This is a genomic window from Bradyrhizobium tropiciagri, assembly GCF_018130545.1.
Lineage (GTDB): Bacteria > Pseudomonadota > Alphaproteobacteria > Rhizobiales > Xanthobacteraceae > Bradyrhizobium > Bradyrhizobium tropiciagri_A.
The window spans coordinates 159,532-184,128 of sequence record NZ_JAFCKF010000004.1 but is presented as its reverse complement, the minus strand read 5'-3'; the positions used below and the strand labels follow the sequence as shown (position 1 = coordinate 184,128).

Below are 24,597 nucleotides of genomic sequence, written 5' to 3'. Positions count from 1 at the left end.
TTGCCGCAGATGTGGGCACTTGGTTCCGAAACGGAAGAGCCACAGCCTGCGATTTCGCCTGTTCGATCTCAGCGCCGCACGATGGCGACAAGGTAGCGGCAGGGCTGAGCAGTTTCGTTACGGAAGACGATGTCCGATGGCGGGCCAAGCTCGACGCGGTCACCCGCCGCGAGCTCGTGGCGCTCCGTCCCCTCCATCAAGGTGAGACGGCCGCTGATCACCCAGACCACCTGACGGACCAGGTGATAGGCGCTGGCGGGGAAGCCGGCTTCCTGGTTGGCAGGCAGCTCGACCTCGACCAGCTCCAGCGGATTGGCCGGATGCAAGAATACCTGCCGCCGCAGATAGGCCGCCTTCGGATCGCACCACACCGGCTGATCCTTGGCCCGCTGCAGGCGGGAGTGGCCTGCGGCAACCTCGAACAGCGCGGCCATGGTCAGGCCATAGGCCGTGGCGATCCGCGACAGCGTTGCCGCCGTCGGGCTCGCCTCCGCCCGCTCGATCTTGCTCAGCATGGCCTTGGACACGCCTGCCCGCCCGGCGAGTTCCGCCAGCGACCAGCCGCGCCCCTCCCGTTCGGCACGAACCCGCCGCCCGAGAGCCTCATCGGCCTTGTCTTCTATAATTGACATACCGTCTTATATAGTAGACGATAGGGCCCATTCAAGAGACTTTTGTTGAGGAACCGCGATGATTATCCGCCCCGCCACCGAGCAGGACATTCCTGCGATCACCGCGATCTTCAATGAGGCGGTCGTCAACTCGAATGCGATCTGGACAGAGAAGCAGGATTCCGAGGCCGAGCGGCTGACCTGGATGAAGGCCCGGCTGGCGCTGGGCTATCCGGTGCTGGTCGCGGCCGAAGGACCTGTGGTGCTGGGGTACGGCACGTTCGGCGACTTCCGGGCCTTCCCGGGTTACCGCTACAGCGTCGAGCACAGCGTCTATATCCACGCCGACCATCGTGGCCGCGGCCTCGGCCGCATCATCGTCGACGAACTCATCGCCGCCGCCACCGCGCTGGGCAAACACGTCATGATCGCCGGCATCGACGGCGGCAATCCCGCCTCGCTCCGGCTGCACGCGCAGTTGGGCTTCGTCGAGGTCGCGCGGATGCCGGAGGTCGGACGCAAGTTCGGCCGCTGGCTCGAGCTCGTGTTCATGCAGCGCCTGCTCGACGCCGAAGGCGCGGCGCGGCCCGACTAGCAGCCTCTCTGCTGGCGGCGGTTCTCCTCGCCGGTCAAACAGGCTAGAGCGGTCGGATGGACACCACGCACGCTTCCTCCGCCCGGATCACCGGCATCTATCGCTACCCCATCAAGGGTCTGACGCCGGAGGCGCTGCCCCGTGCAGAGCTCAACGTCGGCGAGACGCTGCGCTCGGATCGCCGCTACGCGATCGAGAACGGCCCGAGCGGCTTCGATCCCTCGGCGCCGAAATGGCTGGCCAAGCCGCATTTCCTGATGCTGCAACGGGACGAATGGCTGGCGCCGCTGCGCGCCCATTTCGACGATGACAGCCACGTGCTGACGCTGCACCGGGACGGCGCGATGTTGGCCCAGGGCGACCTCGAGACGGAAGCCGGCCGCGCGGCGATCGAGCGCTATTTCGCCGACCGTCATGCCGGCCAGATCAAGGGACCGCCCAAGGTGCTGGTCAGCCCCGGCCACAGTTTTTCCGATGTGCCGCGCAAGGTGGTCTCGATCATCAACCTGGCGAGCCTGCGGGCGATCGAGGAGATGGTGCACGCGCCGGTGCATCCGTTGCGCTTCCGCGCCAACCTCTATGTCGAGGGCTGGCCGGCCTGGCATGAAGCCAGTCTGCTCGACCAGACCATTGCGATCGGCAGTGCACGGGCCAAAGTTGTGAAGCGGATCACACGTTGTGCTGCGGTCAACGTTGATCCCGATACCGGTGCGCGCGACCTCTCGGTCCCGAACACGCTGATGCAGCGCTTCGGCAACAATGAATGCGGCATCTACGCCGAGATCATCAGCGATGGCGGCGCCGCCGTTGGCGACACGATCACCGCGGAACCGCAGTAGGTCACGGCGAGTTCCGTATTCCTTGAACACGACATAGACGTGCATCGCATTGCAATGTTCGGTTGCGTGAAATAGACTTCACCCGACATTTTGAATTGCAGCAAAATTTGTCGAAATTGATTGCACGGGGTTGCCATGAGCATGATCATGGTTTCGTACCGGCGGGTCGATCAGGATACGGCGGGCCGCATCGCTGACCATCTGATCGAGAAGTACGGTGAGAAATCCGTCTTCTTTGACGTCAACAGCATTCGCACCGGCGCCAACTTCGTCGACCGGATCGCCAAGGCCATCAGCGCCTGCGACATCGTCATCGCCGTGATCGGTCCGCATTGGATCGGCAAGAGCGATGACGGGAAACCCACGCGTCTGGAGGATCCCAACGATTCCGTGCGCTTCGAGATCGAAACAGCGCTGAAATGCAACAAGACGCTGCTGCCGCTGCTGGTGAACGGCGCAACCATGCCTGATGCCGCCGAGCTGCCGGAATCGCTTCGCTTCCTGCATTTCTGCAACGCTGCCCGGGTCGACTCGGGTCAAGATTTTCGCATGCACATGGCCCGCCTGATCGACACGATCAACGAGGTCCTGAGCGAGGCCGGGCAATCGCCGCTGCGTCAGGTTTCGCCGATCAAGCGCTACTGGAAGTACGGCGCAGGCGTCGCCGCAGCAGCGTTGGCGCTGGCGGTCTGGACCGTCGGGCCCGCGTTCGAGCATACGGCGGTGAAATCAGGCGGGCAGGATGATCAGACCACGGTCGGACGCACGACGCCGCCCGCTGTGCCGGCCTCCGTCACGCAGCGCGCCAAGGCGCATGACGGCTTTCTCTTTCCTGATTCCGATCGGCGATTCCTGAACGACGCCGACCTCAAGGACATGTCGGCAATCGAGCTGCGCGTCGCGCGGAACGAGATTTTCGCGCGGCATGGCCGGTTCTTCAAGGATCAGGTGCTTGCGAACTACTTCTCGCAATTCGCCTGGTATCAACCCGCTGCAGTCGAAGTCCCCCTGAGCAACCTCGAAGCCACCAACGTCGACACGATCGAGGCGAAGGAGCACGAGAAGTGAGGCCAGCCGGCAGCGCCGGTTGACCTCGCCGCGCGTGACCACCTCTCCCGCACTCCCGGGGGGAGAGGCGGAAAGTCCCGCCTCAGTTCGTCGGCATCACATAGGCATAGATCCGGCCGCGCGAGACCGGCAGCTCGCGGACGCGATGGCTGCTGTTGCCCGAGATCATGATCGGATTGCCCTTGGCATCGACGCCGGTGATGATGCCGACGTGACCGCCGCCGCGACGGCCCATCACGGCGATGGCGCCGACCTGCGGACCCGACACGCGGGTGCCGTATCTGGCGAACGAGCTCGCCATGTCGGAGCCAGTGCCGCGGTGGCCGGTCTGCTGCAGCACCATGTTCATGAATCGCGCGCACCACAGGCTGGAGCGGCCGGTCGGGTTGCCGCCGCCGAGATAGCGGCGCGCCGCGGCGACGATGCCGGACGAGCCGAACCCGCCTGCCATGCTCACGCCGCCGGTGTTGGGCACGGCTTCATCATTGCCCGGCAACACCGCCGCATTGGCCTCGGTGAAATCACCCGACTGCATCTGCTGTTCGCGGCGCTCGGCGCGCGACAGCCGCGCGGTGTGCCTGATGTGATGACGGGCCGAGTGGCGCGCGTGATGGCCGGCATGGGCCGAATGCGCGTGATGCGAATGACGCGGACGGGCCGATGCCGAAGAGACCGAAACGACGGCAAGGGTGAGCGAACACAGAGCCAGCGCCACAACACGAAGCGACCGGCGATACGCAAGCAACTGAACCATACTTCACGAGATCCTCTGCAACGCCCCCGGCTCCCCGTCGCGCTCCCTTGTAGTTCCCTTGGGAAACACGGCGGTGGTTTTGAAAATCCGGATGTGGCGAGAGGAAGATTTGATGCGGCGTTGCCGAAACGATTTCTGGGTCATTCCGCGATGATTCAATGACCAGAAATGAACCAGAACTGCCGCATTGCGGCCGCGGAAATTAACTGCAAATCTGGGGGCGGCCAACGAGAGGAGAATTTCGATGCCCTACGCCACTACGAAAGATCATGTCCGCCTCCATTTCGAAGAGGCAGGCAGCGGCATCCCGATCATCTTCCTGCACGAGTTCGCGGCTGATCACACCAATTGGGAACCGCAGATGCGCTACTTCTCGCGCGGCCATCGCTGCATCGCCTATTCCGCGCGCGGCTACACGCCGTCGGACGTGCCTGCGAGTGCCGAGGTCTACACCTACAAGCATTTCTACACCGACGCGCTCGCGGTGCTCGACCATCTCGGCATCGCCAAGGCACATTTCATCGGGCTTTCGATGGGTTCCTATTCGTCACTGCAGGTCGCCCTCAATGCGCCGGAGCGCGCGCTGTCGATGACGCTGGCCGCGGTCGGCTCCGGCTCGTCGCTCGAGAATCTCGATGCTTTCCGCGCGCAATGCCGCGCCAATGCCGAGCAATATGAGGCGATCGGCTCGGTCGAAGTCGCCAAGGTGACGCGCGAGGCGCCGAGCCGGATTCCGTTCCTGGTGAAGGATCCGCGCGGCCATGCCGATTTCTATGCCGCGCTCGCCCGCCACGACGCCAAGGGCTCAGCCAACACGATGCGCAGCTTTCAGGGCGGCCGGCCGTCGATCTACACCATGACCGACGCCATCAGGCGCGCGGCGACGCCGGCGCTGATCCTGTGCGGCGACGAGGACGACAATTGCATCGCGCCGAGCATGTTCCTGAAGCAGCATCTCCCGGCTGCAGGCCTGTCCTTCTTCCCGAAGTCAGGCCACGTGCTCAACCTCGAGGAGCCGGCGCTGTTCAACGAGATGGTGGAGCGCTTCATCGCGCTGGTCGAGGCCGGCCGCTGGCCGGTGCGCGATCCAAGGTCGCTGGTGGCAGCGCCGGTGTAAATCGTCATTCCGGGGCTCGCCAACGGGTCCGCGCAAAGCGCAGCCCGATGACGGGCTCCGCGAGAACCCGGAATCCATTGAGCCGCAAAGTTTGTAGATGAATGGATTCCGGGTTCGATGCTGCGCATCGCCGCGGAATGACGAAAGTAAGCTAGCGGGCAGCTCCTACTTCCCCTGCCCGCCCCGGCTGAGCAGGAACACACCCTGTTCGCCGAACATGTTCCACACCCACCACGGCAGATTGAGCGGCACCGGGCGGCCGTAGAGATCGAGCGCCACCGCGCGCTCCATCTTGACGTTGATCTGCTCGCAGAGCTCCACGAAATCCTTGATGGTGCAGAAATGGATGTTGGCGGTGTCGTACCAGCTCGCCGGCAGATTCTCCGTGCGCGGCATGTGGCCGCCGATCAGGAGCTGCAGCCGCATCTTCCAGAACCCGAAATTCGGGAACGAGACGATGGCGCGCTGGCCGATCCGCAGCAAATTCTCCAGCACCACCTTGGGCTGCCGCGTCGCCTGCAAGGTCTGCGACAGGATGACGTAGTCGAAGGCGTCGTCGGGATAGTTGACGAGGTCGGTGTCAGCGTCGCCCTGCACCACCGCAAGCCCCTTGGCGACGCAGCCATTGACGCCTTCGCGCGACAGCTCGATGCCGCGGCCGTCGATGCCGCGGCTCTCAAGCAGCTGCAACAGCTCGCCGTCGCCGCAGCCGACGTCGAGCACGCGCGAGCCGGGCCGCACCATCTCGGCGACCAGGAGATGATCCCTGCGATAACCGCCGGTCCGTTCCGGCGCGACGCCCGGCAAGGGCAGAGTCTGCTGCATGCTCATGACTGACCGTCGTCCTTCAGTCCGCGCGCCTTGCCTGCGGCGAGCAGGAAGGCACGGGAGATATCGAGGAATTCGGGCACGTCGAGCAGGAAGGCATCGTGCCCTCGATCGGTCTCGATCTCGGCGAACGACACCCGCGCGCTCGACGCATTCAGCGCGTGCACCAGCGCGCGCGATTCCGAGGTCGGGAACAGCCAGTCGCTGGTGAACGACACCACGCAGAACCGGGTCTTGATGCCGGCGAACGCCTTCGCCAGCACACCGTTGTGGTCGGCGGCGATGTCGAAATAGTCCATCGCGCGGGTCAGATAGAGATAGGAGTTGGCGTCGAAGCGCTCGACAAAGGACGAGCCCTGGTAGCGCAGATAGCTCTCGACCTGGAAATCCGCATCGAACGAGAAGGTCGGCAGCTCGCGGTCCTGCATCCGCCGCCCGAACTTGCGATGCAGCGCGGCGTCGGAGAGATAGGTGATGTGCGCGGCCATCCGCGCCACCGCCAATCCGCGATGCGGATGGGTGTCCTCGTCGACATAGCGGCCGCCGCGCCAGTCCGGATCGGCCATCACGGCCTGCCGTCCGAGCTCGTGGAACGCGATGTTCTGCGCCGAGTGGCGCGTCGAACAGGCGATCGCGAGTGTGGCGAACACGCGCTCGGGATAGGCCGCGGTCCATTGCAGCACCTGCATGCCGCCCATCGAGCCGCCGACCACGCAGAACAGCGTCGCGATGCCGAGCCGATCGATCAGCATCGCCTGCGCGCGCACCATGTCGGGGATGGTGATGATCGGGAAATCGAGCCCCCACACCTTGCCGGTCGCGGGGTTCAGCGAGGCGGGGCCGGTCGAGCCCATGCAGCCGCCGATCACGTTGGAGCAGATGATGAAGTATTTGTCGGGATCGATCGGCTTGCCGGCGCCGACCATGGTGTCCCACCAGCCGGGCTTGCCGGTGACGGGATGGGTGTTGTTGACGTGCTGGTCGCCGGTCAGCGCATGGCAGATCAGGATCGCATTCGACCTGTCGGCATTGAGCTCGCCATAGGTCTGATAGGCGATCTGGAACGGCGCGAGATCGACGCCGCAATCGAGCTTGAGCGGCTGGTCCATGCCGAACTGCGCCACCAATGACGACGGATGATCGGCCTCATGGGCGCGATCATCGCTTGGAATCGATTGGCTCGTTATCGGACGCACGTTGCTCATCTAGGCGGCCCTGCCTCCGCGCGGGAGGGTTCGACGGACATCAGGCCAATAAAAAACCCGGCCTGAACATAGGTTCGGCCGGGAGCTGACGCGTCCCCGGCCTGTTTAGCGAGTTGTTTAACGTGGCTGCAAGCCGGCCGGCTCAAATGACCACGGAGTGCAGCGAACCTAGTCCTCAGGCCCCCCCCTCGTCAAGGCGGCCAGCGAACGTCCCCTTGCCGGGCGCCGATGGTTAACCGATTGCGCAAGGCACGCCTGCGACGTTTCTCTTTGCTTTCGGCGGCCGTCTTTCCTAATCAGGGCCCCTGTCCGACGCGGCAACGGGCCGCCCTGACGACAAGGTTTGAGAGCATGTCCAACCCACCCCCGTCGCCGCCCTCGCTGCAGGAGCTGCGCAAGGAGATCGACGCGATCGACGAGCAGGTTCACCGGCTGCTGATGGCGCGCGGCGACATCATCGACCGCCTGATCCAGGTCAAGAAGACCCAGGAGGTCGGCTCGGCGTTCCGCCCGGCGCGCGAAGCGAGCATGATGCGCGAGCTGGTGCAGCGCCATCGCGGCATCCTGCCGCTCGACACCATCGAGGGTATCTGGCGCGTCATCATCTCGACCTTCACCTATGTGCAGGCGCCGTTCGCCGTGCATGCCGACGTATCCGTCGGCGAGCAGGCGATGCGCGACTCGGCGCGGTTTCACTTCGGCTTCGTGGTGCCCTATGTCTCGCATTTCAGTGCCCAGGCCGCGGTCGAGGCAGTGGCGAAATCGAAGGGCGACCTCGCGCTGGTCTCCGCGATCGCAAGCCGCACGCCGTGGTGGAATGCGCTCGAGGCTGACGGCGCGCCAAAGATCATCGCGCGGCTGCCGTTCCTGGAGCGCGCCGACCATCCCGCCGCGCTGCCGGTGTTCCTGGTCTCGCGCGTCGCCGACGACGCGATGGTGACGGAAGTCCAGATGTGGAGCGTGCGGGTGTCCGGCTGGAATGCCGATACCGCCCGCGCGCTCGCGCCGCTCGCCGAGATCGTCGCCGTGCCCGACACCGCCTTCGACGGCGCGGCGCTGCTGGTGTCGGTCGCCGGGCACGATTTCGAGAAGATCAAGCTCGCCTTGATCGAGGCCGGCGCCTCGGTTCGCTCTTCGGCCCTCGTCGGCAGCCACGCAACGCGCTATACGGTGCCCTCTAACGGATCGGCCAAAGGCTAGCCGCCCGTATATCCGGAGTTGATGATGTCCCGCCCCGTGCCGAACCCCGGCATCCTCGATATTGCGCCCTATACGCCCGGCAAGAGCCCGGTGCCGGAACCGGGCCGCAAGGTGTTCAAGCTGTCCGCCAACGAGACCCCGTTCGGGCCGTCGCCGAAGGCGATCGCGGCCTACAAGGCCGCGGCTGACCATCTCGAGGACTATCCGGAGGGCACCTCGCGGGTGCTCCGCGAGGCGATCGGCCGCGCCTATGGGCTCGATCCCGACCGCATCATCTGCGGCGCCGGCTCCGACGAGATCCTCAATCTCTTGGCGCACACCTATCTCGCCCCCGGCGACGAGGCGATCTCGACCACCCATGGCTTCCTGGTCTACCCGATCGCCACCATGGCGAACGGCGCCAAAAACGTGATCGCGGCCGAGAGCAACTTCACCGCCGACGTCGACGCCATCCTCAAGGTGGTGACGCCGCGCACAAAACTGGTCTGGCTCGCCAATCCGAACAATCCGACCGGCACCTATATCCCGTTCGACGAGGTCAAGCGGCTGCGCGCCGCGCTCCCGTCGCATGTGCTGCTGGTGCTCGATGCCGCCTATGCCGACTATGTCTCGCGCAACGACTACGAGCTCGGCATCGAGCTGGTCGCGACCACCGACAACACGGTGGTGACGCACACCTTCTCCAAGATCCACGGCCTTGCCGCGCTGCGGATCGGCTGGATGTTCGGCCCGGCGCATATCGTCGATGCCTGCAACCGGATCCGCGGTCCGTTCAACGTCACGACCCCTGCGATGCTCGCGGCGGTGGCGGCGATCGAGGACTCCGCGCATGTGCAGATGTCGCGGACCCACACTGAACAGTGGCGCAACTGGCTGACCGAGGAGATCGGCAAGCTCGGGCTGAAGGTGACGCCGAGCGTCGCCAATTTCGTGCTGATCCATTTCCCGACCGACAAGGGCAGGACCGCGGCCGAAGCCGACGCTTACCTCACGCGGCGCGGCCTCGTGCTGCGCGCGCTCAACAATTACAAGCTGCCGCATGCGCTGCGCATGACCATTGGCACCGAGGAAGCCAACCGCCTCGTGGTCGAGGGGCTGCGCGACTTCCTGGCCGGAAAGTGACATCGTGACCACCGCTCCGCTCTTCAACCGCATCGCGCTGATCGGCTTCGGCCTGATCGGCGGCTCGATCGCGCGCGGCGCCCGCGCGCAGGGCCTGGTCGGCGAGATCGTCACCACCGCACGCTCGGAAAAGACGCGCGCGCGTGTCGCCGAGCTCGGGATCGTCGATCGCGTCGTCGAGACCAATATCGAAGCGGTGAAGGACGCCGATCTCGTCATCCTCTGCATCCCGGTCGGCGCCTGCGGCCCGGTCGCGGCCGAGATCGCCGGCCATCTGAAGCCCGGCGCTGTTATCTCCGACGTCGGCTCGGTGAAGGGCGCCATCGTCAAGGACATGGCGCCGCATCTGCCTGACAACGTGCACTTCGTGCCGGCGCATCCGGTGGCCGGCACCGAGCATTCGGGACCCGATTCCGGCTTCGCCGAGCTCTTCATCAACCGCTGGTGCATCCTGACGCCGCCCAACGGCACCGATCCCGCGGCAACCGACCGGCTGCGCGCGTTCTGGGCCGGGCTCGGTGCCAAGGTCGAGATCATGACGCCGGATCATCATGATCTCGTGCTCGCGATCACGAGCCATCTGCCGCATCTGATCGCCTACACCATCGTCGGCACCGCCGATGAGCTGGCGCAGGTGACGGAATCCGAGGTCATCAAGTTCTCCGCCGGCGGCTTCCGCGACTTCACCCGCATCGCCGCGTCCGACCCGACGATGTGGCGCGACGTGTTCCTCGCCAACAAGGACGCCGTGCTCGAGATGCTCGGCACCTTCACCGAGGACCTGTCGAAGCTGACCCGCGCGATCCGCCGCGGCGACGGCGAAGCGCTGTTCGACCACTTCACCCGCACCCGCGCCATCCGCCGCGGCATCGTCGAGACCGGCCAGGACTCCGCCGCGCCCGACTTCGGCCGGCCGCATGCGAATTTGAAGAAGTAGGCGGGCTAGCCCGCCTCTCTCCACTCGTCGTCCCGGCGAAAGCCGGGACCCATACGCCGCGGCAGACGTTGTAAGCGGGACTCGTCGTTCCAGCATCGCGCAACAATCGGCATTCGTGGTTATGGGTCCCGGCTTTCGCCGGGACGACGATGGGGATGGTCCTCGATTCATCGTCTCACACCGCCGGTGTCATCACCCGCGCATGCGGGTGATCCAGTATTCCAGAGGCAGTAGTGCTTGAACCGTGAGGCCGCGGCGTACCGGATCGCCCGGTCGAACCGGGCGATGACAGCTGAGAATCCAGTTCTGGCCGTCATTCCGGACCGGCCCGAAGCGCTGTAAGCTGGCGCGGCGCGGATGACAGGGAGCGATCAGATGATACTCAGTCCCGATCATGTGACCATCGCGGTGGCAGACGCCGGCCCGGCGATCGCATTCTTCGCACTGCTTGGCTTCAAGAAGACCCACGTCGCGACCATCGACGGCGGTGTTCCCGCTGAGTACATGGGCATGCCGGCCATGAAGGCGCAGCACATCACCCTCGCGCTCGATAGCGCGGACTCTCATTTCGAAATCCAGCTGCTCGCGTTCGACCCACCCCCGGGGACCGATCCGGGCGTGCATCCGACCAATCTGCGCAAGCTAGGCTTCAATCACCTCGCCTTCCGCGTCGACGACATCGAGGCGGCCACCGCGCACCTGGTCGCCAACGGCGTCACCATGCTGAGCGACGAGATGGACTACATCAGCCGAAAGCTCCGGCTGTTCGAGGGGCCTGAGGGCATCACCTTCGAGTTGGTGCAGCGGGACGATTGAACTCTGAACACATTCCGCTCGCAGGATGGGTCAAGCGGGACGAAACCCACCACCTCGTCCCGCCATACGTCATCGTTGCCGAAGCTGCGGCAACCGATCGCGGCTGAATTTGGCTGGCATGAAGTCCCTCCCCGATTTTTTAGCGAGGGTATCGCATCGGCCAGTCGCAGCTACGGGACAGATCGGCGCAGCGGCTACAAGTCAGCGACTGTGCTCACCGCCGCAACCGTTGATCCCGGATCGGCCCCGCTGACACCGCTGCGACCTTCTGCGCGAACCGCTGGCGGCCGACGAGGCCGGCAATTGCCAGCATGACATCGCCACCGAACCACCACGAGCCGATCACGAACTCCCAGGCTCGCGGCGGAATCTCGTCGAACACGATGCCATAGACCGACACCAGCGCGGCCAGGGCGGCAAGGAAAATGCCACCCGCGCTCATCAGCTCGACGGCATCGATGCGACCCGTCACGCGCATCGCCGGCTTCGGAATATCGATGCCGAGATAGAAGCCGACGGCACCGATCACGATCGTCGTCGCGATGAAGGCAAGCGTACCGAAGAAAGCGATGTGCCCCTTCGCGAGCTGGGCGGCGACGAAGGTGCCGCCCATGGCGCCGGCCATCGCCAGCCCGGTTCGCTGCAGCACATGCGCAGCGCGGCTGACCATCATCAGTTCGCGAGCGATCACCGCCCTCTGCTTCGGCCTGGTCACGATCCTCATGAGCGATCTCCTCTACCGGCTCTGCGCTCGCTCTCGCCGCTGCTACGGGGAGAACGGGTAGTAGCGGATCTGCGACATGATGATGTGATCGTCGGTCCTCGGCGCGCCGCCGACACCGGCGAAGGCGAAGCGCTGGTTGTAAGAGTATTGGACGCCGGCCTTGATCGCCCCGTAGTCACCCTTGAAGATCGTGTCGTAGAAACCGGCGGTGTACTGCCTGACCTCCGAGGTATTGCCGTTGCAGGTCGCGGCCGGCGAGTTCTCGATGTTGCAGCCGAGATTGTTGTAGAGCGGATTGCCGTAGCCGAACGGCACGGTGCCGACGTTGGAGAACGTCGCCTTGGTCTTCTCGAGGCCGGCATAGGCATAGAGATCGAGCGACGGCGTGGTGTGCCAGACCGTGCCGAGCAGGAACGCGGTGATCGGCAGCGGCTGGATCGTGCCGTCCTGGCGCAGCGTGGCGTCCGGGAATGGCGTCGCGGTGAAGCGGCCGAGCGCGCCGTGTGACGCCGAGCCTTGCAGCTCCAGGAGCTTCGGCACGATCTCCGCCGAGAAATGCCCGCCGAAGCTCACCGTGTTGACATCGTGGTTGGCGAAGTTGAAGCGATCGTAGAAGTCGCGGTACATCGCCCAGCCCTCGACGTGCAGCTTGTAGGGCCCGAGCCGCGGATCCCACGCACCCTTCACGGTGAAGTCAGGCACGTGGTTGAGGCTGACATTGTTGGCGTTGTTGAAGAAGCTGCCGCCCGGCCCGGTGAGATTGACCAGCACGTTCGGATTGAGCACGCCCTGCGGCCCGACCGCGGGCGTGCCGACCAGCGGCGTGTTGCCGCCGAAGAACGAGGTCTGCGGATTTTCCGCCGAGACCGCGAGCTTGAATTCGGGCCCGATGTCCTGCCAGACGCGGATGCCGGGTTGTCGCGCCGCAAGGAAGCCGGGCACCGATTCGAAATCGATCACGCCGGGTGCATCGACCCCGCGCGGATCGATGCCGGCCTTGCTCGGCGCGTTCAAAGACCAGCTCTGGCCGGCGAGAAAATGCAGGCCGAGATCGGTGCGATCGATCTCGACGCTGGCCTGCCGCAGCCGCGGATTGAAGGAGTTGGTGGCGACCGAATTCGCGGTCTGCGCCGCGCCTTCGAGGTCCAGTTCGCCGTAGCCGGCGACACGGGTGTTGGCGAACACTTCGGCTTCCGCAAGCACCGAGAAGCGGGTCTGCCGCGCCGAGAAGCGCGACTCGCCGGTGTTGAAATTCTTGCTCTGCGGGAACGGGATGAAGGCGTAGACCGAACCGGTATCGGAGGCGAGATTGCGGGTGCGATAGATGCCGGTGAGATCGACCCAGCCGCCGAAGGTGAAGGTGACGCCCTTGTAGCAGAGCTTGCCCGAGGCGCAGGGATCGAACGGCACCGGCGCCTTCGCCGCCATCTGCGTATTCCGCATCGCGCTCTGCCTTGCCGCCAGCGCCTCCTCCTTGCGCGCCTGCACTTCCATTTTCTGTTCGAGCTGCTTGAGGCGAGCCTTCAACGCCTTTAGCTCGGACGCATCGTCCTCCGCCAACGCCGGACCTGCCGACAGCAGCACGCTGCCGAGCAGAATTCCCCCGAGAATTCGCATCGCTTCCTCCACACGAGGTTGTTTCCTCAGGCGTGAGAGAGCGGTACTCGGGGAATGATATTCGCGAAGGCCCGCAATATTCCGGTCACGTTTTTCTCATGGCGACCGCGGGAATAGTTTGCCGCGACGGACGATATCGCGCGCGAGGGAGTAGTGAGTGGCTCAGTGCGTAGGGCGAATTAGCCAACGGGTCCGCGCAAAGCGCGGCCCGATGACAGGCTCCGCGCAATCCGCCGCACAGCCGGCGCTGAAGGACGGCGGATTACGCCTGACGGCTAATCCGCACTACAAGACCGCCGCCGCGCCTTCGCGTGAGTTTTTCTCGCGCTATGCGCGAGTTTTTGCAGGATTGTCCGGTTCAGATTTTGGCGATACGTCCATATCGCGATCAGGCGATCAACAGGGACACGCAACATGGCGGACAAGGCGAACGTTCGGGCTGGCCAGTGCCATTGCGGCGCGGTGCGTTTCGAGGTGACGCTCAGCGACGGCTTCAATTCGATCCGCCGCTGCACCTGCTCCTATTGCCGCATACGCGGCGCCGTCGTCGCCATGGCGGAAATGGGCGGGATCAAGTTCCTGCAGGGCGAGGATGCGTTGACGAGCTATCGCTTCCATACCGGTGCGGCGCAGCACTTCTTCTGCTCCCGCTGCGGCATCTACACCCATCATCAGCGGCGATCCGACCAAAGCCTCTATGCCGTCAACGTGGCGTGCCTCGACGGCGTCAGCCCGTTCGATTTCCCCGAGGTGCCGGTCATGGATGGCGTCAATCACACCAACGACACCGGCAAGCCGACGCGTCGCGCCGGCACGCTCCGCTTTATCCAAGCCGACGGTGTGTAGGGCGCATAGCGAAGCGTAATCCGCCGCACTGCCGACGCTGAACGATGGCGGATTACGCTTCGCTAATCCGCCCTACAAAGCTGACTGGGCGCGGCGCTCAAAACAGCGGCGGGATCTGCGCGACTTTCAGCGGGCCCAGGAAGACCGCGCCGTCGGCGAAGCGCAGCGGGAAGCTGCGCGCCTTCTTGCCTTCGAGCGTCGCCTCGGTGCCGAGCGAATTGATGCCGGCGGAGATGCCGGCATTGGCGTTCTGCTTGATCACCTTGCCGAGGCCGGGGATCGCGCGATCCAGCGCGCCGAAGAGATTGCTGAGATCCTGGCTCTTCACACCGGGCGCGACGCGATCGAGCGTCGACTGCGGCACGCCCTCCTCCAGCATCTTGTCGATGCCGAGCGCGGGGATCACGCGTTCGAGGCCGGCGACCGTCATCTGCAATTCGCCGTCGATGCGCCCTTGCGCGTTGAGGCGCAAGGTGCCGGCCGCGACCGACAGCACATCGCCCTGCTCGATCCGCGACTGCTGGATCTCGACGCTGCCGCCGGCCGCCTGGATCTCGCGGAAACGATCCGGCCACGGCTTTGGCGAGAAATCCTTCAGACCGTTCAGCCGCGCATGGATGTCGGCGTTGAACGGCTGGGTGAGCAGCGGATGCACCTCCTGCAAGGTGCCGCCATTGATCTGCAGCACGGTCTCGATCGCGGGACTGTCGGGGCCCGAGCCGTCGACCTGCCTTCCGTGCAGCTCGATGTGATTGACGCGCATCAGCGGCGTCGGCGCGGGACCGCCGGTGCGGTCGATCGCCAGATTGTCGAACACCAGCGAGGCGCGCTGCGGCACCGCCGGCAGGCCGACCACGCTGCTGCGTCCAAGGCTCCAGTTCACCGACAGCGTCGGCTGCGCATTGCGCTCGGCGATCGAGGCCGGGCCCTTGAACTCCGCGATCACAAGCTTGGGATCGTAGATCTGCGCCACCACCAGGATCTCGGCGAGCCGCGCCACGAACGCCATCTGCGGCGAAGCGGTCTGCGAGACCAGCATCACGCTCGGATCGGTGCAGCGGACTTCGAACCGGAACGGGTACCCCGCCACCGAACGGTTGCCGCAATCATAGACCCGGCCGGCCTTCGCCTCCTGGGCGCGCCAGGCATCGGCCTGCACGCCGACCTGCGAGGCGGCGAAGAACCAGAAACCGCTCCACGCGACCGCGGCGATCAGGACCGCGACGGGGACGGCATAGAGGCCGAAGCGTGAGCGGCGGCGGGGGGCGGAGGTCAAATCGGACATGCGGGTCCTTTGGCGGGCGAATTTGTCAAAATCTAAGCGGCGGCAAGCCTTGGGCAACCCCTACGCACGCCCTTACGCAACTCTCGCGCAACCCTGGAGCAACCCTTGCGCAACTCTTGGAAACATCACGGAATTTGCTTCGCTTCGATTAGCTGTTCTGCTAGCCCATCAGCGCGATGGCAGCAAATCCTTCCCATTCCGAATCTCCCGACGGCGACCTCTGGGTGTTCGGCTACGGCTCGCTGATGTGGAAGCCGGGCTTCGAATACCTCGAGCAGGTGCCGGCACGGCTGATCGGCGAGCATCGCGCGCTCTGCGTCTATTCGTTCGACCACCGCGGCACGCCGGAGAAGCCCGGCCTAGTGCTCGGGCTCGACCGCGGCGGCGCCTGCCGCGGCATCGCGTTCCGCGTCGCCGCCCGGCTGCGCCACGACACCATCGCCTACCTCCGGGCACGCGAGCAGACCACCAACGTCTATCGCGAGGTGATGCGCTCGGTGTGGCTGGAGAATGCGGCGCGCGATCGCGTCTCGGCGCTGGCCTATGTGGTCGATCGCGGCCATGTGCAATATGCCGGGCGGCTGTCGCTGGCCGAACAGCAGCGGCTGGTGCTGCAGGGCCATGGCCGCTCCGGCAACAACCGCGACTATGTGCTCTCGACGGTGACCTCGATCGAGAAGCAGGGGTTTCGCGACGCGCAGCTGCACCAGCTCGCGGCGATGCTACACGATTCCGGTACGCTGCATCGGGATGCGCGTGCGGCGGATGGGCCCGATCCGGGCTAAGGCTCGGAACCTCGCTCGCGAATTTTTGCCACGGCGCGAACAACATTGTGGTCTCAATTTCCAGTCGCTGAAATGGAATGACTGGAATGCCCCCCTCATTGCTCAGGCTCGCCGCGATCGGCCTGCTGTTGCTGCTGAACTCCCCATCTTTTGCCGGTCTGAGAGAGGATGGCGCGGTTTGCGACGCCAAGAATTCGCAGCCCGACCTGGTGATCCCGGCCTGCACCCGCCTGATCGCGGCCAATCCGAGGGGACGCGACCTCGCGATCACCTATTACAACCGGGCGCTGGCCTGGCATAACAAGGGCGATCTGGAGAAGGCCAAGGCGGATTACGATCAGTCGATCGCGGCGAATCCGTCGTTTGCGCCCTCCTACGGCCAGCGCGCCAAGGTCTTCCTGCAGAACCAGGACTATGACCGCGCGCTGAGCGATTTCGACCGGGCAATCCAGCTCAAGCCCGCCGGTCCGTTCAGCGCCGGCTGGTTCAACAATCGCGCCGAGCTGTTCGTCGCCACCGGCGACTATGACCGCGCGCTGGCCGACTACGGCAGATCGATCGAGCTCGATCCCAACTCCTGGTACGCCTATGTCAATCGCGCGCTTGTGTACGACTTCAGCGGCAAGGACCGGCTCGCGGCGCTGCATTGCCAGGATGCGCTCAAGGTCGCGCCGCGCGCCAGCGGCCCCTATTACTGCCGGGCCGTAGTCGAGATCAGCGCCGGCGACATCGACAATGCCGCGCGCGACGTCGATCGCGCGATCGCGATCCAGGATGGCCAGCCCGAGTTCTACTCGCTGCGCGGCCTGACGCTGGCGAGCAAAGGCGAGCTCGATCAGGCGATGCGCGACTACGACCACGCCACGCAACTCAATGCCCAGGGCGCATTGAACTACGCGCGGCGCGGCCTCGCCGACGAGAAGAAGGGCGACCTCGACACTGCCCGCACCGACTTCCGCCATGCGCTCGATGTGATCGGCCTCGATCAGCTCGACCGCACCCAGGGTCAGCGCGTCGCGAGGGAAGGCCTGCAACGGCTCGACAAGGTCGCCGCGACCGACAAGAGCGTCAGCGCCGATCATGGCGCGGCCAAGCCTGCCGCCCCCGCGCTCGCCGCAGCCGTTCCGATCGCGCCGGTCGGCGCGAGCCCGAAGTCGGCAACGACTGAGCGGCGCGTGGCGCTTGTCGTCGGCAATTCGAAATATCGCTCCGTGCCGGTGCTGCCGAACCCCGGCCAGGACGCCGCGGCAATTGCCGAGACGCTGCGCGCCACAGGCTTTCAGGATGTCCGGCTCGTTACCGACGCCACGCGGGACAGCCTGGTCGAAGCGCTGAAGTCGTTCGCCAACGCCGCCGATGGCGCGGACTGGGCGGTGATCTATTATGCCGGGCACGGCATGGAGATGGCCGGCGAGAACTACCTGGTGCCGGTCGATGCGAAGCTCGCGACCGACCGCGACGTGCCGTATGAGGCCGTGGCGCTGACCCAGGTGATGGGCGCGACCGAAGGCGCCCGCAAGCTGCATCTCGTGATTCTCGATGCCTGCCGCGACAATCCGTTCGCCAACCAGATCAAGCGTACCGTCGCATCGCGCTCGATCGGCCGGGGATTGGCCCAGGTCGAGCCCGACAGCGGCACGCTGGTGGTCTACGCTGCCAAGCACGGCCAGGTCGCGCTCGACGGCGACGGCGGCCACAGCCCGTTCGTGACCGCCTTGATCAAGCGCATGCAGACACCGCGGATCGAGATCCGCAAGCTGTTCGACCTCGTGCGCGACGACGTGATGGCCGCGACCGATCGCCGGCAGCAGCCCTTCAGCTACGGTTCGGTGCCGGGAAGCGAGGATTTCTACTTCGTCGGCGCGAGCCAGAATGCGGCAAAATAATCCGGATGCGGGAGGCCGGCGATGAGCACCGAGATGCCGAGATTGCGCAGCGACGACCCGCTCGCCGCCGAGTTCACGGCGGTCCTCAAGGCCGGCGAGGCCGAACGTCTGTGCGCGCTGCTCGCCTCGCATCCCGGACTTGCGACCTGCGTGGTCGAGGATGCGAAGGGCGGCGGACGAACGCCGCTGCATCTGCTTGCCGATTGGCCGGGCCATAATCCCAATGCAGCTGCGATCGTGCAGATCCTCGCCGCGGCCGGCACCGATCTCGACGCACCGGCCGTCGCGATGTGGCATCGCGAAGCTCCGCTGCACTGGGCCGCGAGTTGCGACGATGTCGCGCTGATCGATGCGCTGCTCGACGCCGGTGCCGATATCGAGCATGAGGGCTCATCGATCGATGGCGCCTCGCCGCTGTCGTCGGCTGTCGGCTACGGCCAATGGGCGGCGGCGCGGCGGCTGGTCGATCGCGGCGCGCGGACGCAGTTGTGGCACGAGGCGGCGCTCGGCATGATGCCGGAGATCACCGGCCGTTTCGCGGCCGCGGCCGTGCCGGCCGACGAGCTCTCAGGACCATTCTGGAACGCCTGCCATGGCGGACAACTCGCCGCGGCAAGGTATCTGCTCGAACGCGGAGCCGACCTCAACTGGCCCGCGCCGTGGTCCGGGCAAACACCGCTCGACATCGCAGAGCAAGCGGACCGTCGCGAGGTCGTGACCTGGTTGCTCGAACGCGGCGCAATTCGCGCGCAGAAGAGCTCCGGACCCGATGCCGACTGAACGGCCCGTTTGGATCGAGCGCACCTTCGATGCCGCCTTTGTTGCGGCCAGACACATCGCGGCTTCTCTAAGGCAGCGCCCTGTGACATTTAGGCTTTTGCATCGCGGCGCGGACGGATAGAAGCTGATCCGCAAACATCGCTCGCTGATGCAATGAACCTCTCCGCTCCCTTTGTTCGCCGCCCGGTCGGCACCACACTGCTGTCGCTTGGACTGGTGGTGGCGGGCATCATTGCGTTCTTCAAGCTGCCGGTGTCGCCGCTGCCGGACGTCGACATCCCGACCATCATGGTACAGGCGACCCTGCCCGGCGCCAGCCCGGCCGATGTTGCGGCCACCGTGGCGAGTCCCCTGGAACGCCACCTCGGCCAGATCGCCAGCGTGACCGAAATGACGTCGCAATCCTCGCTCGGCTCGGCGCGCATCACGCTGCAATTCGACATCGACCGCGACATCAACGGCGCCGCGCGCGACGTGCAGGCCGCGATCAACGCGGCGCGCGCCGACCTGCCGACCAACCTGCGCGCCAATCCGACCTACCGCAAGTTCAACCCGGCCTCGGCGCCGATCCTGATCTACACTTTGACCTCGGACACGCTGACGCCGGCCGAACTCTACGACGCCGCCTCGACCGTGCTGGCGCAGAAGCTGTCGCAGGTCGAGGGCGTCGGCGAGGTCTCGGTCGGCGGCGGCTCGCTGCCCGCGGTGCGCGTCGAGCTGATCCCACCGGCGCTCTACAAATACGGCATCGGGCTCGAGGACGTCCGCGCCGCGCTGAGTAGCGCCAATGCGCACAGCCCGAAGGGCGGCATCGACGTCGGCGACCAGCGCTACCAGATCTACGCCAACGACCAGGCCCGCAAGGCGGCCGACTACAAGCCGCTGGTCGTCGCCTACCGCAACGGCGCCGCGGTGCGGTTGACCGACGTCGGCGACGTGATCGATTCCGTCGAGAATGTGCGCACGCTCGGCCTCGCCAACGGCAAGCCGGCCGTCGTGATGATCGTGTACCGGCAGCCCGGCGCCAACATCATCAAGATGGTCGACAATGTGAAGGGGCTGATGCCGCAGCTCAAGGCCTCGGTCTCGCCGGCGATCGACATCACGCTGGCGATGGACCGCTCGAAGACGATCCGGGCCTCGCTGCACGATGTCGAGATCACGCTGCTGATCGCCGTTGCCCTGGTGATCCTGGTGGTGTTCGCCTTCCTGCGCAATGCGCGGGCGACGCTGGTGCCGGTGGTGGCGGTCGGCGTGTCGCTGATTGCGACCTTCGCGGTGATGTACCTGCTCGGCTACACACTCGATATCTTCTCGCTGATGGCGCTGACGGTGGCGACCGGCTTCGTGGTCGACGATGCCATCGTGGTGCTGGAAAATATCACCCGCCACATGGACGCCGGGCTGTCGCGGCTGGAAGCGACGCTGCTCGGCACCCGCGAAGTCGGCTTCACGGTGCTGTCGATGAGCGTGTCGCTGGTCGCGGTGTTCGTGCCGATCCTGTTGATGGGCGGGCTGGTCGGGCGCCTGTTCCGCGAATTCGCCATGACCATCACGATCGCGATCGTGATCTCGCTGGTGGTCTCGCTGACCACGACGCCGATGATGTGCGCCGTGGTGCTGCGCAAGGAGGAAGGCCAGCCGCATGGCCGGACCTACCGGATCAGCGAGCGGATCTTCGAATTGATGCTGAACGGCTACCGCACGACGCTTGGCCTCGCGCTGCGTCATCCGCTGCTGGTGATGCTGATCCTGGCCTCGACGCTCTATCTGAACTTCCATCTCTACAAGGTCGTGCCCAAGGGCTTCGTCCCACAACAAGATACCGGGCTGCTGGTTGGCTCGATCCAGGCCGACCAGAGCACCTCATTTCAGCTGATGCGGCAGAAACTGACCCAATTCATCGACATCGTGAAGTCGGATCCGGCGGTCGAGACCGCGGTCGGCTTCACCGGCGGCGGCGGTGTCGGCCCGGGCGGCACCAACACCGGCACCGTATTCGCCTCGCTGAAGCCGATGAACGAACGCGGGCTGCGCGCCGACAAGGTGATCGAGCGGCTTCGCGAACCCCTGGCAAGCGTCGCCGGCGCCACTTTGTTCCTGCAATCGATCGGCGATCTCGGCGCCGGCGGACGCTCGGGCAACGCGGCGTATCAGTACACGCTGAAAGGCTCGACCTTCGAAGAACTGAACGAGTGGACGCCGAAGCTCGTCGCCGCGCTGCAGAAGGAGCCGACGCTCACCGACGTCAACAGCGACCAGCAGAACAAGGCGCTGCAGGCCAATCTGGTGATCGATCGCGACGCCGCCTCGCGGCTCGGGATCACGGTCGCCCAGCTCGACAACACGCTCTATGACGCGTTCGGGCAGCGCCAGGTCTCGACCATCTTCGTCGCGCGCAACCAGTATCACGTCATCATGGAAGTCGCGCCGCGCTTCTCGCAGGACCCGCAGACCCTGAAGGAGGTCTACATCTCGACCTCGGGCGGATCGGCCACCGGCACCCAGAGCACCAATGCGGTGGCCGGAACGGTGGCCTCATCGTCGCAGAAGAGTTCGGTCAGCTCGGTCGCTGCTAATGTGGTGCGCAACCAGGCGACCAACTCGATCGGCGCCACCGGCAAGGGCGTCGCCTCGACCGGGACCGCGGTCTCGACCAGTGCCGAGACGATGATTCCGCTGTCGAGCGTCGCGCGTTTCGAGCATGGCGAAACGCCGCTTTCGGTCAACCACCAGGACCTGCTGGTTGCCAGCACCATCTCGTTCAATCTGCCGCCGGGGGTCTCGTTGAGCACGGCGACCACCACGATCGAGACCGCGATGCACGCGATCAACATGCCGGCGAGCATTTCCGGCGGATTCGCCGGCTCCGCGAAGATCTTCCAGCAGGCGCTGGCGAACGAGTTGTTCCTGATCGTCGCGGCGCTGGCGACGATCTACATCTCGCTCGGCATGCTCTATGAGAGCTACATCCACCCGCTGACCATCCTGTCCACCTTGCCCTCGGCCGGCGTCGGCGCGGTGGCCGCGTTGATGCTGTCGCACACCGATTTCGACCTGATCGGCGCAATCGGGGTGATCCTCTTGGTCGGCATCGTCAAGAAGAACGCGATCATGATGATCGACTTCGCACTCGATGCCGAGCGGCTGCGCGGGCTGTCGTCGCGCGATGCGATCTACGAGGCCTGCGTGATGCGCTTCCGCCCGATCATGATGACGACGCTTGCGGCGCTGTTCGGCGCGGTGCCGCTGATGATCGGCCTCGGCGAAGGCAGCGAGCTGCGCCAGCCGCTCGGCATCGCGATCTTCGGCGGCCTGATCCTGAGCCAGATCCTGACCCTCTACACCACGCCGGTGGTCTATCTCTATCTCGATCGCGCCCGGCTCTGGACCCAGCGGCGCCGTGCCGCACGGCGCGCACGGCGAGCTGCAGCAAGCGCCGCCGGTCGTTGACAGACCGGCCGCGATCTTGCCAACCTGCCGCGAAGTGACAGGCGCAAGGAACCAGGCCGTGACTCCCGCACCGGAAATCGCCGCGTCCCGCTGGTTCAACACCAGCGAGCCGCTGACCCTGGCCGCGCTGCGCGGCCGCCCGGTGCTGCTGCATGCCTTCCAGATGCTGTGTCCCGGCTGCGTCGCGCACGGCACGCCGCAGACCCAGCGCGCATTCGAGCTGTTCAAGCATTCGGATCTGCAGGTGATCGGGCTGCACACCGTGTTCGAACACCATGCGGCGATGACACCCGTGTCGCTGGAAGCCTTCATCCACGAGTACCGGCTGACCTTTCCGATCGGCGTCGACGAGGCCGGCGACGGCACGCCGATCCCGGTCACGATGCAGCGCTACGGCATGCAGGGAACCCCGACCAGCATCCTGATCGGCCGCGACGGCAACATCGTGCATCACGGCTTCGGCCAGCAGAGCGACATGGCGCTCGGCGCGATCATCGCAGCCGAGCTTGCCGCGACGCACGGCTGACGGCGATCGCCCCCGTCTGCAACCCACTCAAGCAGCTGCGTTATGACGGCGTCGCGCAAGGCGTGGTAGCATTTCGCCAACCAGAACCATTGCCTTGCGGGAGGATCTCATGAAGACCTATCAGCTCTACATCAATGGCCAGTATGTCGACCCCGCCAATGGCGAGTGGTTCGAAACGATCGATCCCTATCGCGGCGAGGCCTGGGCGAAAATCCCGCGCGGCACGGCCGCCGATGCCGACAAGGCGGTGAAGGCCGCCAACGAGGCGATGTGGAACGGTCCCTGGGCCAAGATGACGGCCTCGGCGCGCGGCAAGGTGATGCGCAAGCTCGGCGACCTCGTCGCCGCCAATGCCGAGCGTCTCGCCGAGATCGAGGTGCGCGACAACGGCAAGCTGATGGCCGAAATGCTGGGCCAGCTCCGCTACCATCCGGAGTGGTGGTGGTATTTCGGCGGCCTGGTCGACAAGCTCGAAGGCGGCCTGGTGCCGATCGACAAGGCTGAGACCTTCGCCTACACGACGCATGAGCCGGTCGGCGTGGTCGCGGCGCTGACCGCCTGGAATTCGCCGCTGCTGTTCGTCGCCTGGAAATGCGCCGCCGCGCTCGCCGCCGGTTGCGCGGTGGTCGTGAAGCCGTCGGAATTCACTTCGGCCAGCACGCTGGAATTCGCCGCGCTGACCAAGGAGGCCGGCATCCCGGACGGCATCTTCAACGTGGTGACCGGGTTCGGGCCCGAGGCGGGCTCCGCGCTGATTTCGCATCCCGGTGTCGCCAAGATCACCTTCACCGGATCGGATACGACCGGCGCCAAGGTCTACGAGACCGCGGCGAAGAGCTTGAAGCGGGTCTCGCTCGAGCTCGGCGGCAAGTCGCCGAACATCGTGTTCGAGGATGCCGACCTCACGGCGGCTGCGGCCGGCGCGATCTCCGGCATCTTCGCCGCCACGGGCCAAACCTGCATCGCGGGCTCGCGCCTGCTGGTGCAGAGCTCGATCAAGGAGAAGTTCGTCGCCCGCGTGCTGGAGCTGGCGAAATCCGCCAAGATCGGCGATCCGATGCAAGCCGACACCAATGTCGGCCCGATCACCACGCCGGCGCAGTACAAGAAGGTGCTCGACTACATCGACATCGCCAAGGCCGAGGGCGCGCGCTGCCTGCTCGGCGGCAAGCCGGCATCCGGCGACGGCATCAAGGGCGGCCAGTTCGTCGAGCCGACGATTTTCACCGATGTCGACAACACCATGCGGATCGCGCGTGAGGAGGTGTTCGGCCCGGTGCTCTCGATCATCTCCTTCGACACCGAGGAAGACGCCATCCGCATCGCCAACGACACGATCTACGGCCTCGCCGCCGGGATCTGGACCAAGGACCTCGCCCGCGCCATCCGCGTGCCGAAGCAGCTGCGCGCCGGCACGGTGTGGGTGAACACCTACCGCGCCATCAGCTACATGATGCCGTTCGGCGGCATGAAGTTCTCCGGCGTCGGCCGCGAGAGCGGCATCGACGCGGTGCGCGAGTACCAGGAGACCAAGAGCGTCTGGATCTCGACCGCGACCGACGTGCCGGCGAATCCGTTCGTGATGCGGTAACAGCACGCTCCG

General features: G+C 65.5%; 22 protein-coding genes and 1 riboswitch. Of the genes, 15 read left to right on the top strand and 7 right to left on the bottom strand.

All coding sequences use genetic code 11. The features are described from left to right. Positions 1 to 68: 68 nt before the first annotated feature. The gene (locus JQ616_RS18515) at positions 69 to 632 is read right to left on the bottom strand and encodes a helix-turn-helix domain-containing protein (RefSeq protein WP_212016685.1); all 564 of its coding nucleotides are present in this window, start codon (positions 630 to 632) and stop codon (positions 69 to 71) included. Between the two features lie 58 nt (positions 633 to 690). Here JQ616_RS18515 and JQ616_RS18510 point away from each other — a divergent pair, with 58 nt between their 5' ends. The 3 genes from JQ616_RS18510 (at position 691) to JQ616_RS18500 (ending at position 3,113) form a co-directional block, all read left to right on the top strand. Then, entirely contained in the window at positions 691 to 1,206 is a 516-nt protein-coding gene (locus JQ616_RS18510) for a GNAT family N-acetyltransferase (RefSeq protein ID WP_212016683.1), read from the top strand. A 56-nt stretch (positions 1,207 to 1,262) separates the two neighbouring features. Further along, positions 1,263 to 2,045, top strand: a complete 783-nt coding sequence (locus JQ616_RS18505; protein WP_212016681.1) for an MOSC domain-containing protein — start codon at positions 1,263 to 1,265, stop codon at positions 2,043 to 2,045. Between the two features lie 135 nt (positions 2,046 to 2,180). Continuing rightward, complete coding sequence (locus tag JQ616_RS18500; protein ID WP_212016679.1) at positions 2,181 to 3,113, top strand: YARHG domain-containing protein; 933 nt, start codon at positions 2,181 to 2,183, stop codon at positions 3,111 to 3,113. Positions 3,114 to 3,195: 82 nt separating this feature from the next. On the opposite strand, the gene JQ616_RS18495 is transcribed toward JQ616_RS18500, so the two are convergent. Beyond that, complete coding sequence (locus JQ616_RS18495; protein WP_212016677.1) at positions 3,196 to 3,867, bottom strand: TIGR02594 family protein; 672 nt, start codon at positions 3,865 to 3,867, stop codon at positions 3,196 to 3,198. Between the two features lie 244 nt (positions 3,868 to 4,111). Here JQ616_RS18495 and JQ616_RS18490 point away from each other — a divergent pair, with 244 nt between their 5' ends. Continuing rightward, positions 4,112 to 4,984 carry an alpha/beta fold hydrolase gene (locus tag JQ616_RS18490; protein WP_212016675.1) on the top strand — a complete coding sequence of 291 codons (873 nt, stop codon included), beginning with the start codon at positions 4,112 to 4,114 and terminating at the stop codon, positions 4,982 to 4,984. Positions 4,985 to 5,149: 165 nt separating this feature from the next. Here the strand turns inward: JQ616_RS18490 and metW are convergent, their stop codons facing one another. Both metW and metX read right to left on the bottom strand, forming a co-directional pair. Beyond that, positions 5,150 to 5,815, bottom strand: coding sequence for a methionine biosynthesis protein MetW (metW, locus tag JQ616_RS18485; RefSeq protein WP_212016673.1), 666 nt, complete (start codon positions 5,813 to 5,815; stop codon positions 5,150 to 5,152). Continuing rightward, positions 5,812 to 7,017, bottom strand: a complete 1,206-nt coding sequence (gene metX, locus JQ616_RS18480) for a homoserine O-acetyltransferase MetX (protein ID WP_212016671.1) — start codon at positions 7,015 to 7,017, stop codon at positions 5,812 to 5,814. Before metX ends, metW begins: the two co-directional genes overlap by 4 nt. 84 nt (positions 7,018 to 7,101) lie before the next feature. Then, positions 7,102 to 7,181, bottom strand: a riboswitch (SAM riboswitch). A 187-nt stretch (positions 7,182 to 7,368) separates the two neighbouring features. Here metX and JQ616_RS18475 point away from each other — a divergent pair. The 4 genes from JQ616_RS18475 to JQ616_RS18460 all read left to right on the top strand — a co-directional run bounded on the left by JQ616_RS18475 (position 7,369) and on the right by JQ616_RS18460 (position 11,092). Beyond that, positions 7,369 to 8,217 carry a chorismate mutase gene (locus JQ616_RS18475; protein ID WP_212016669.1) on the top strand — a complete coding sequence of 283 codons (849 nt, stop codon included), beginning with the start codon at positions 7,369 to 7,371 and terminating at the stop codon, positions 8,215 to 8,217. Between the two features lie 24 nt (positions 8,218 to 8,241). After that, entirely contained in the window at positions 8,242 to 9,339 is a 1,098-nt protein-coding gene (gene hisC / locus JQ616_RS18470; protein ID WP_212016667.1) for a histidinol-phosphate transaminase, read from the top strand. Between the two features lie 4 nt (positions 9,340 to 9,343). Further along, complete coding sequence (locus tag JQ616_RS18465; RefSeq protein WP_212016665.1) at positions 9,344 to 10,276, top strand: prephenate/arogenate dehydrogenase family protein; 933 nt, start codon at positions 9,344 to 9,346, stop codon at positions 10,274 to 10,276. Positions 10,277 to 10,651: 375 nt separating this feature from the next. Further along, positions 10,652 to 11,092, top strand: a complete 441-nt coding sequence (locus JQ616_RS18460; RefSeq protein ID WP_212016663.1) for a VOC family protein — start codon at positions 10,652 to 10,654, stop codon at positions 11,090 to 11,092. 214 nt (positions 11,093 to 11,306) lie between these two features. Here the strand turns inward: JQ616_RS18460 and JQ616_RS18455 are convergent, their stop codons facing one another. Beyond that, the gene (locus JQ616_RS18455; RefSeq protein WP_212016661.1) at positions 11,307 to 11,816 is read right to left on the bottom strand and encodes a hypothetical protein; all 510 of its coding nucleotides are present in this window, start codon (positions 11,814 to 11,816) and stop codon (positions 11,307 to 11,309) included. Between the two features lie 42 nt (positions 11,817 to 11,858). Beyond that, positions 11,859 to 13,433 carry a hypothetical protein gene (locus JQ616_RS18450; RefSeq protein WP_249136979.1) on the bottom strand — a complete coding sequence of 525 codons (1,575 nt, stop codon included), beginning with the start codon at positions 13,431 to 13,433 and terminating at the stop codon, positions 11,859 to 11,861. A gap of 414 nt (positions 13,434 to 13,847) precedes the next feature. On the opposite strand from JQ616_RS18450, the gene JQ616_RS18445 reads away from it, so the two are divergent. Beyond that, complete coding sequence (locus JQ616_RS18445; protein WP_212016659.1) at positions 13,848 to 14,279, top strand: GFA family protein; 432 nt, start codon at positions 13,848 to 13,850, stop codon at positions 14,277 to 14,279. A gap of 97 nt (positions 14,280 to 14,376) precedes the next feature. Here the strand turns inward: JQ616_RS18445 and JQ616_RS18440 are convergent, their stop codons facing one another. Beyond that, positions 14,377 to 15,564, bottom strand: a complete 1,188-nt coding sequence (locus JQ616_RS18440; RefSeq protein WP_212016657.1) for a DUF2125 domain-containing protein — start codon at positions 15,562 to 15,564, stop codon at positions 14,377 to 14,379. A 176-nt stretch (positions 15,565 to 15,740) separates the two neighbouring features. Between JQ616_RS18440 and JQ616_RS18435 the strand changes: the two genes are divergently transcribed. The 6 genes from JQ616_RS18435 to JQ616_RS18410 all read left to right on the top strand — a co-directional run bounded on the left by JQ616_RS18435 (position 15,741) and on the right by JQ616_RS18410 (position 24,585). Then, positions 15,741 to 16,349: a gamma-glutamylcyclotransferase gene (locus JQ616_RS18435; protein ID WP_212016655.1), complete on the top strand. Its 609-nt coding sequence runs from the start codon at positions 15,741 to 15,743 to the stop codon at positions 16,347 to 16,349. Between the two features lie 86 nt (positions 16,350 to 16,435). Then, complete coding sequence (locus JQ616_RS18430; protein ID WP_212016653.1) at positions 16,436 to 18,235, top strand: caspase family protein; 1,800 nt, start codon at positions 16,436 to 16,438, stop codon at positions 18,233 to 18,235. Positions 18,236 to 18,256: 21 nt separating this feature from the next. Further along, on the top strand, positions 18,257 to 19,015 hold the full coding sequence (locus tag JQ616_RS18425) for an ankyrin repeat domain-containing protein (RefSeq protein ID WP_212016651.1): 759 nt from the start codon (positions 18,257 to 18,259) through the stop codon (positions 19,013 to 19,015). A 153-nt stretch (positions 19,016 to 19,168) separates the two neighbouring features. Then, the gene (locus JQ616_RS18420; RefSeq protein ID WP_212016649.1) at positions 19,169 to 22,468 is read left to right on the top strand and encodes an efflux RND transporter permease subunit; all 3,300 of its coding nucleotides are present in this window, start codon (positions 19,169 to 19,171) and stop codon (positions 22,466 to 22,468) included. 58 nt (positions 22,469 to 22,526) lie between these two features. After that, entirely contained in the window at positions 22,527 to 22,994 is a 468-nt protein-coding gene (locus JQ616_RS18415; protein ID WP_212016647.1) for a peroxiredoxin family protein, read from the top strand. Between the two features lie 109 nt (positions 22,995 to 23,103). Next, complete coding sequence (locus JQ616_RS18410; RefSeq protein WP_212016645.1) at positions 23,104 to 24,585, top strand: aldehyde dehydrogenase; 1,482 nt, start codon at positions 23,104 to 23,106, stop codon at positions 24,583 to 24,585. Positions 24,586 to 24,597: the final 12 nt, after the last annotated feature.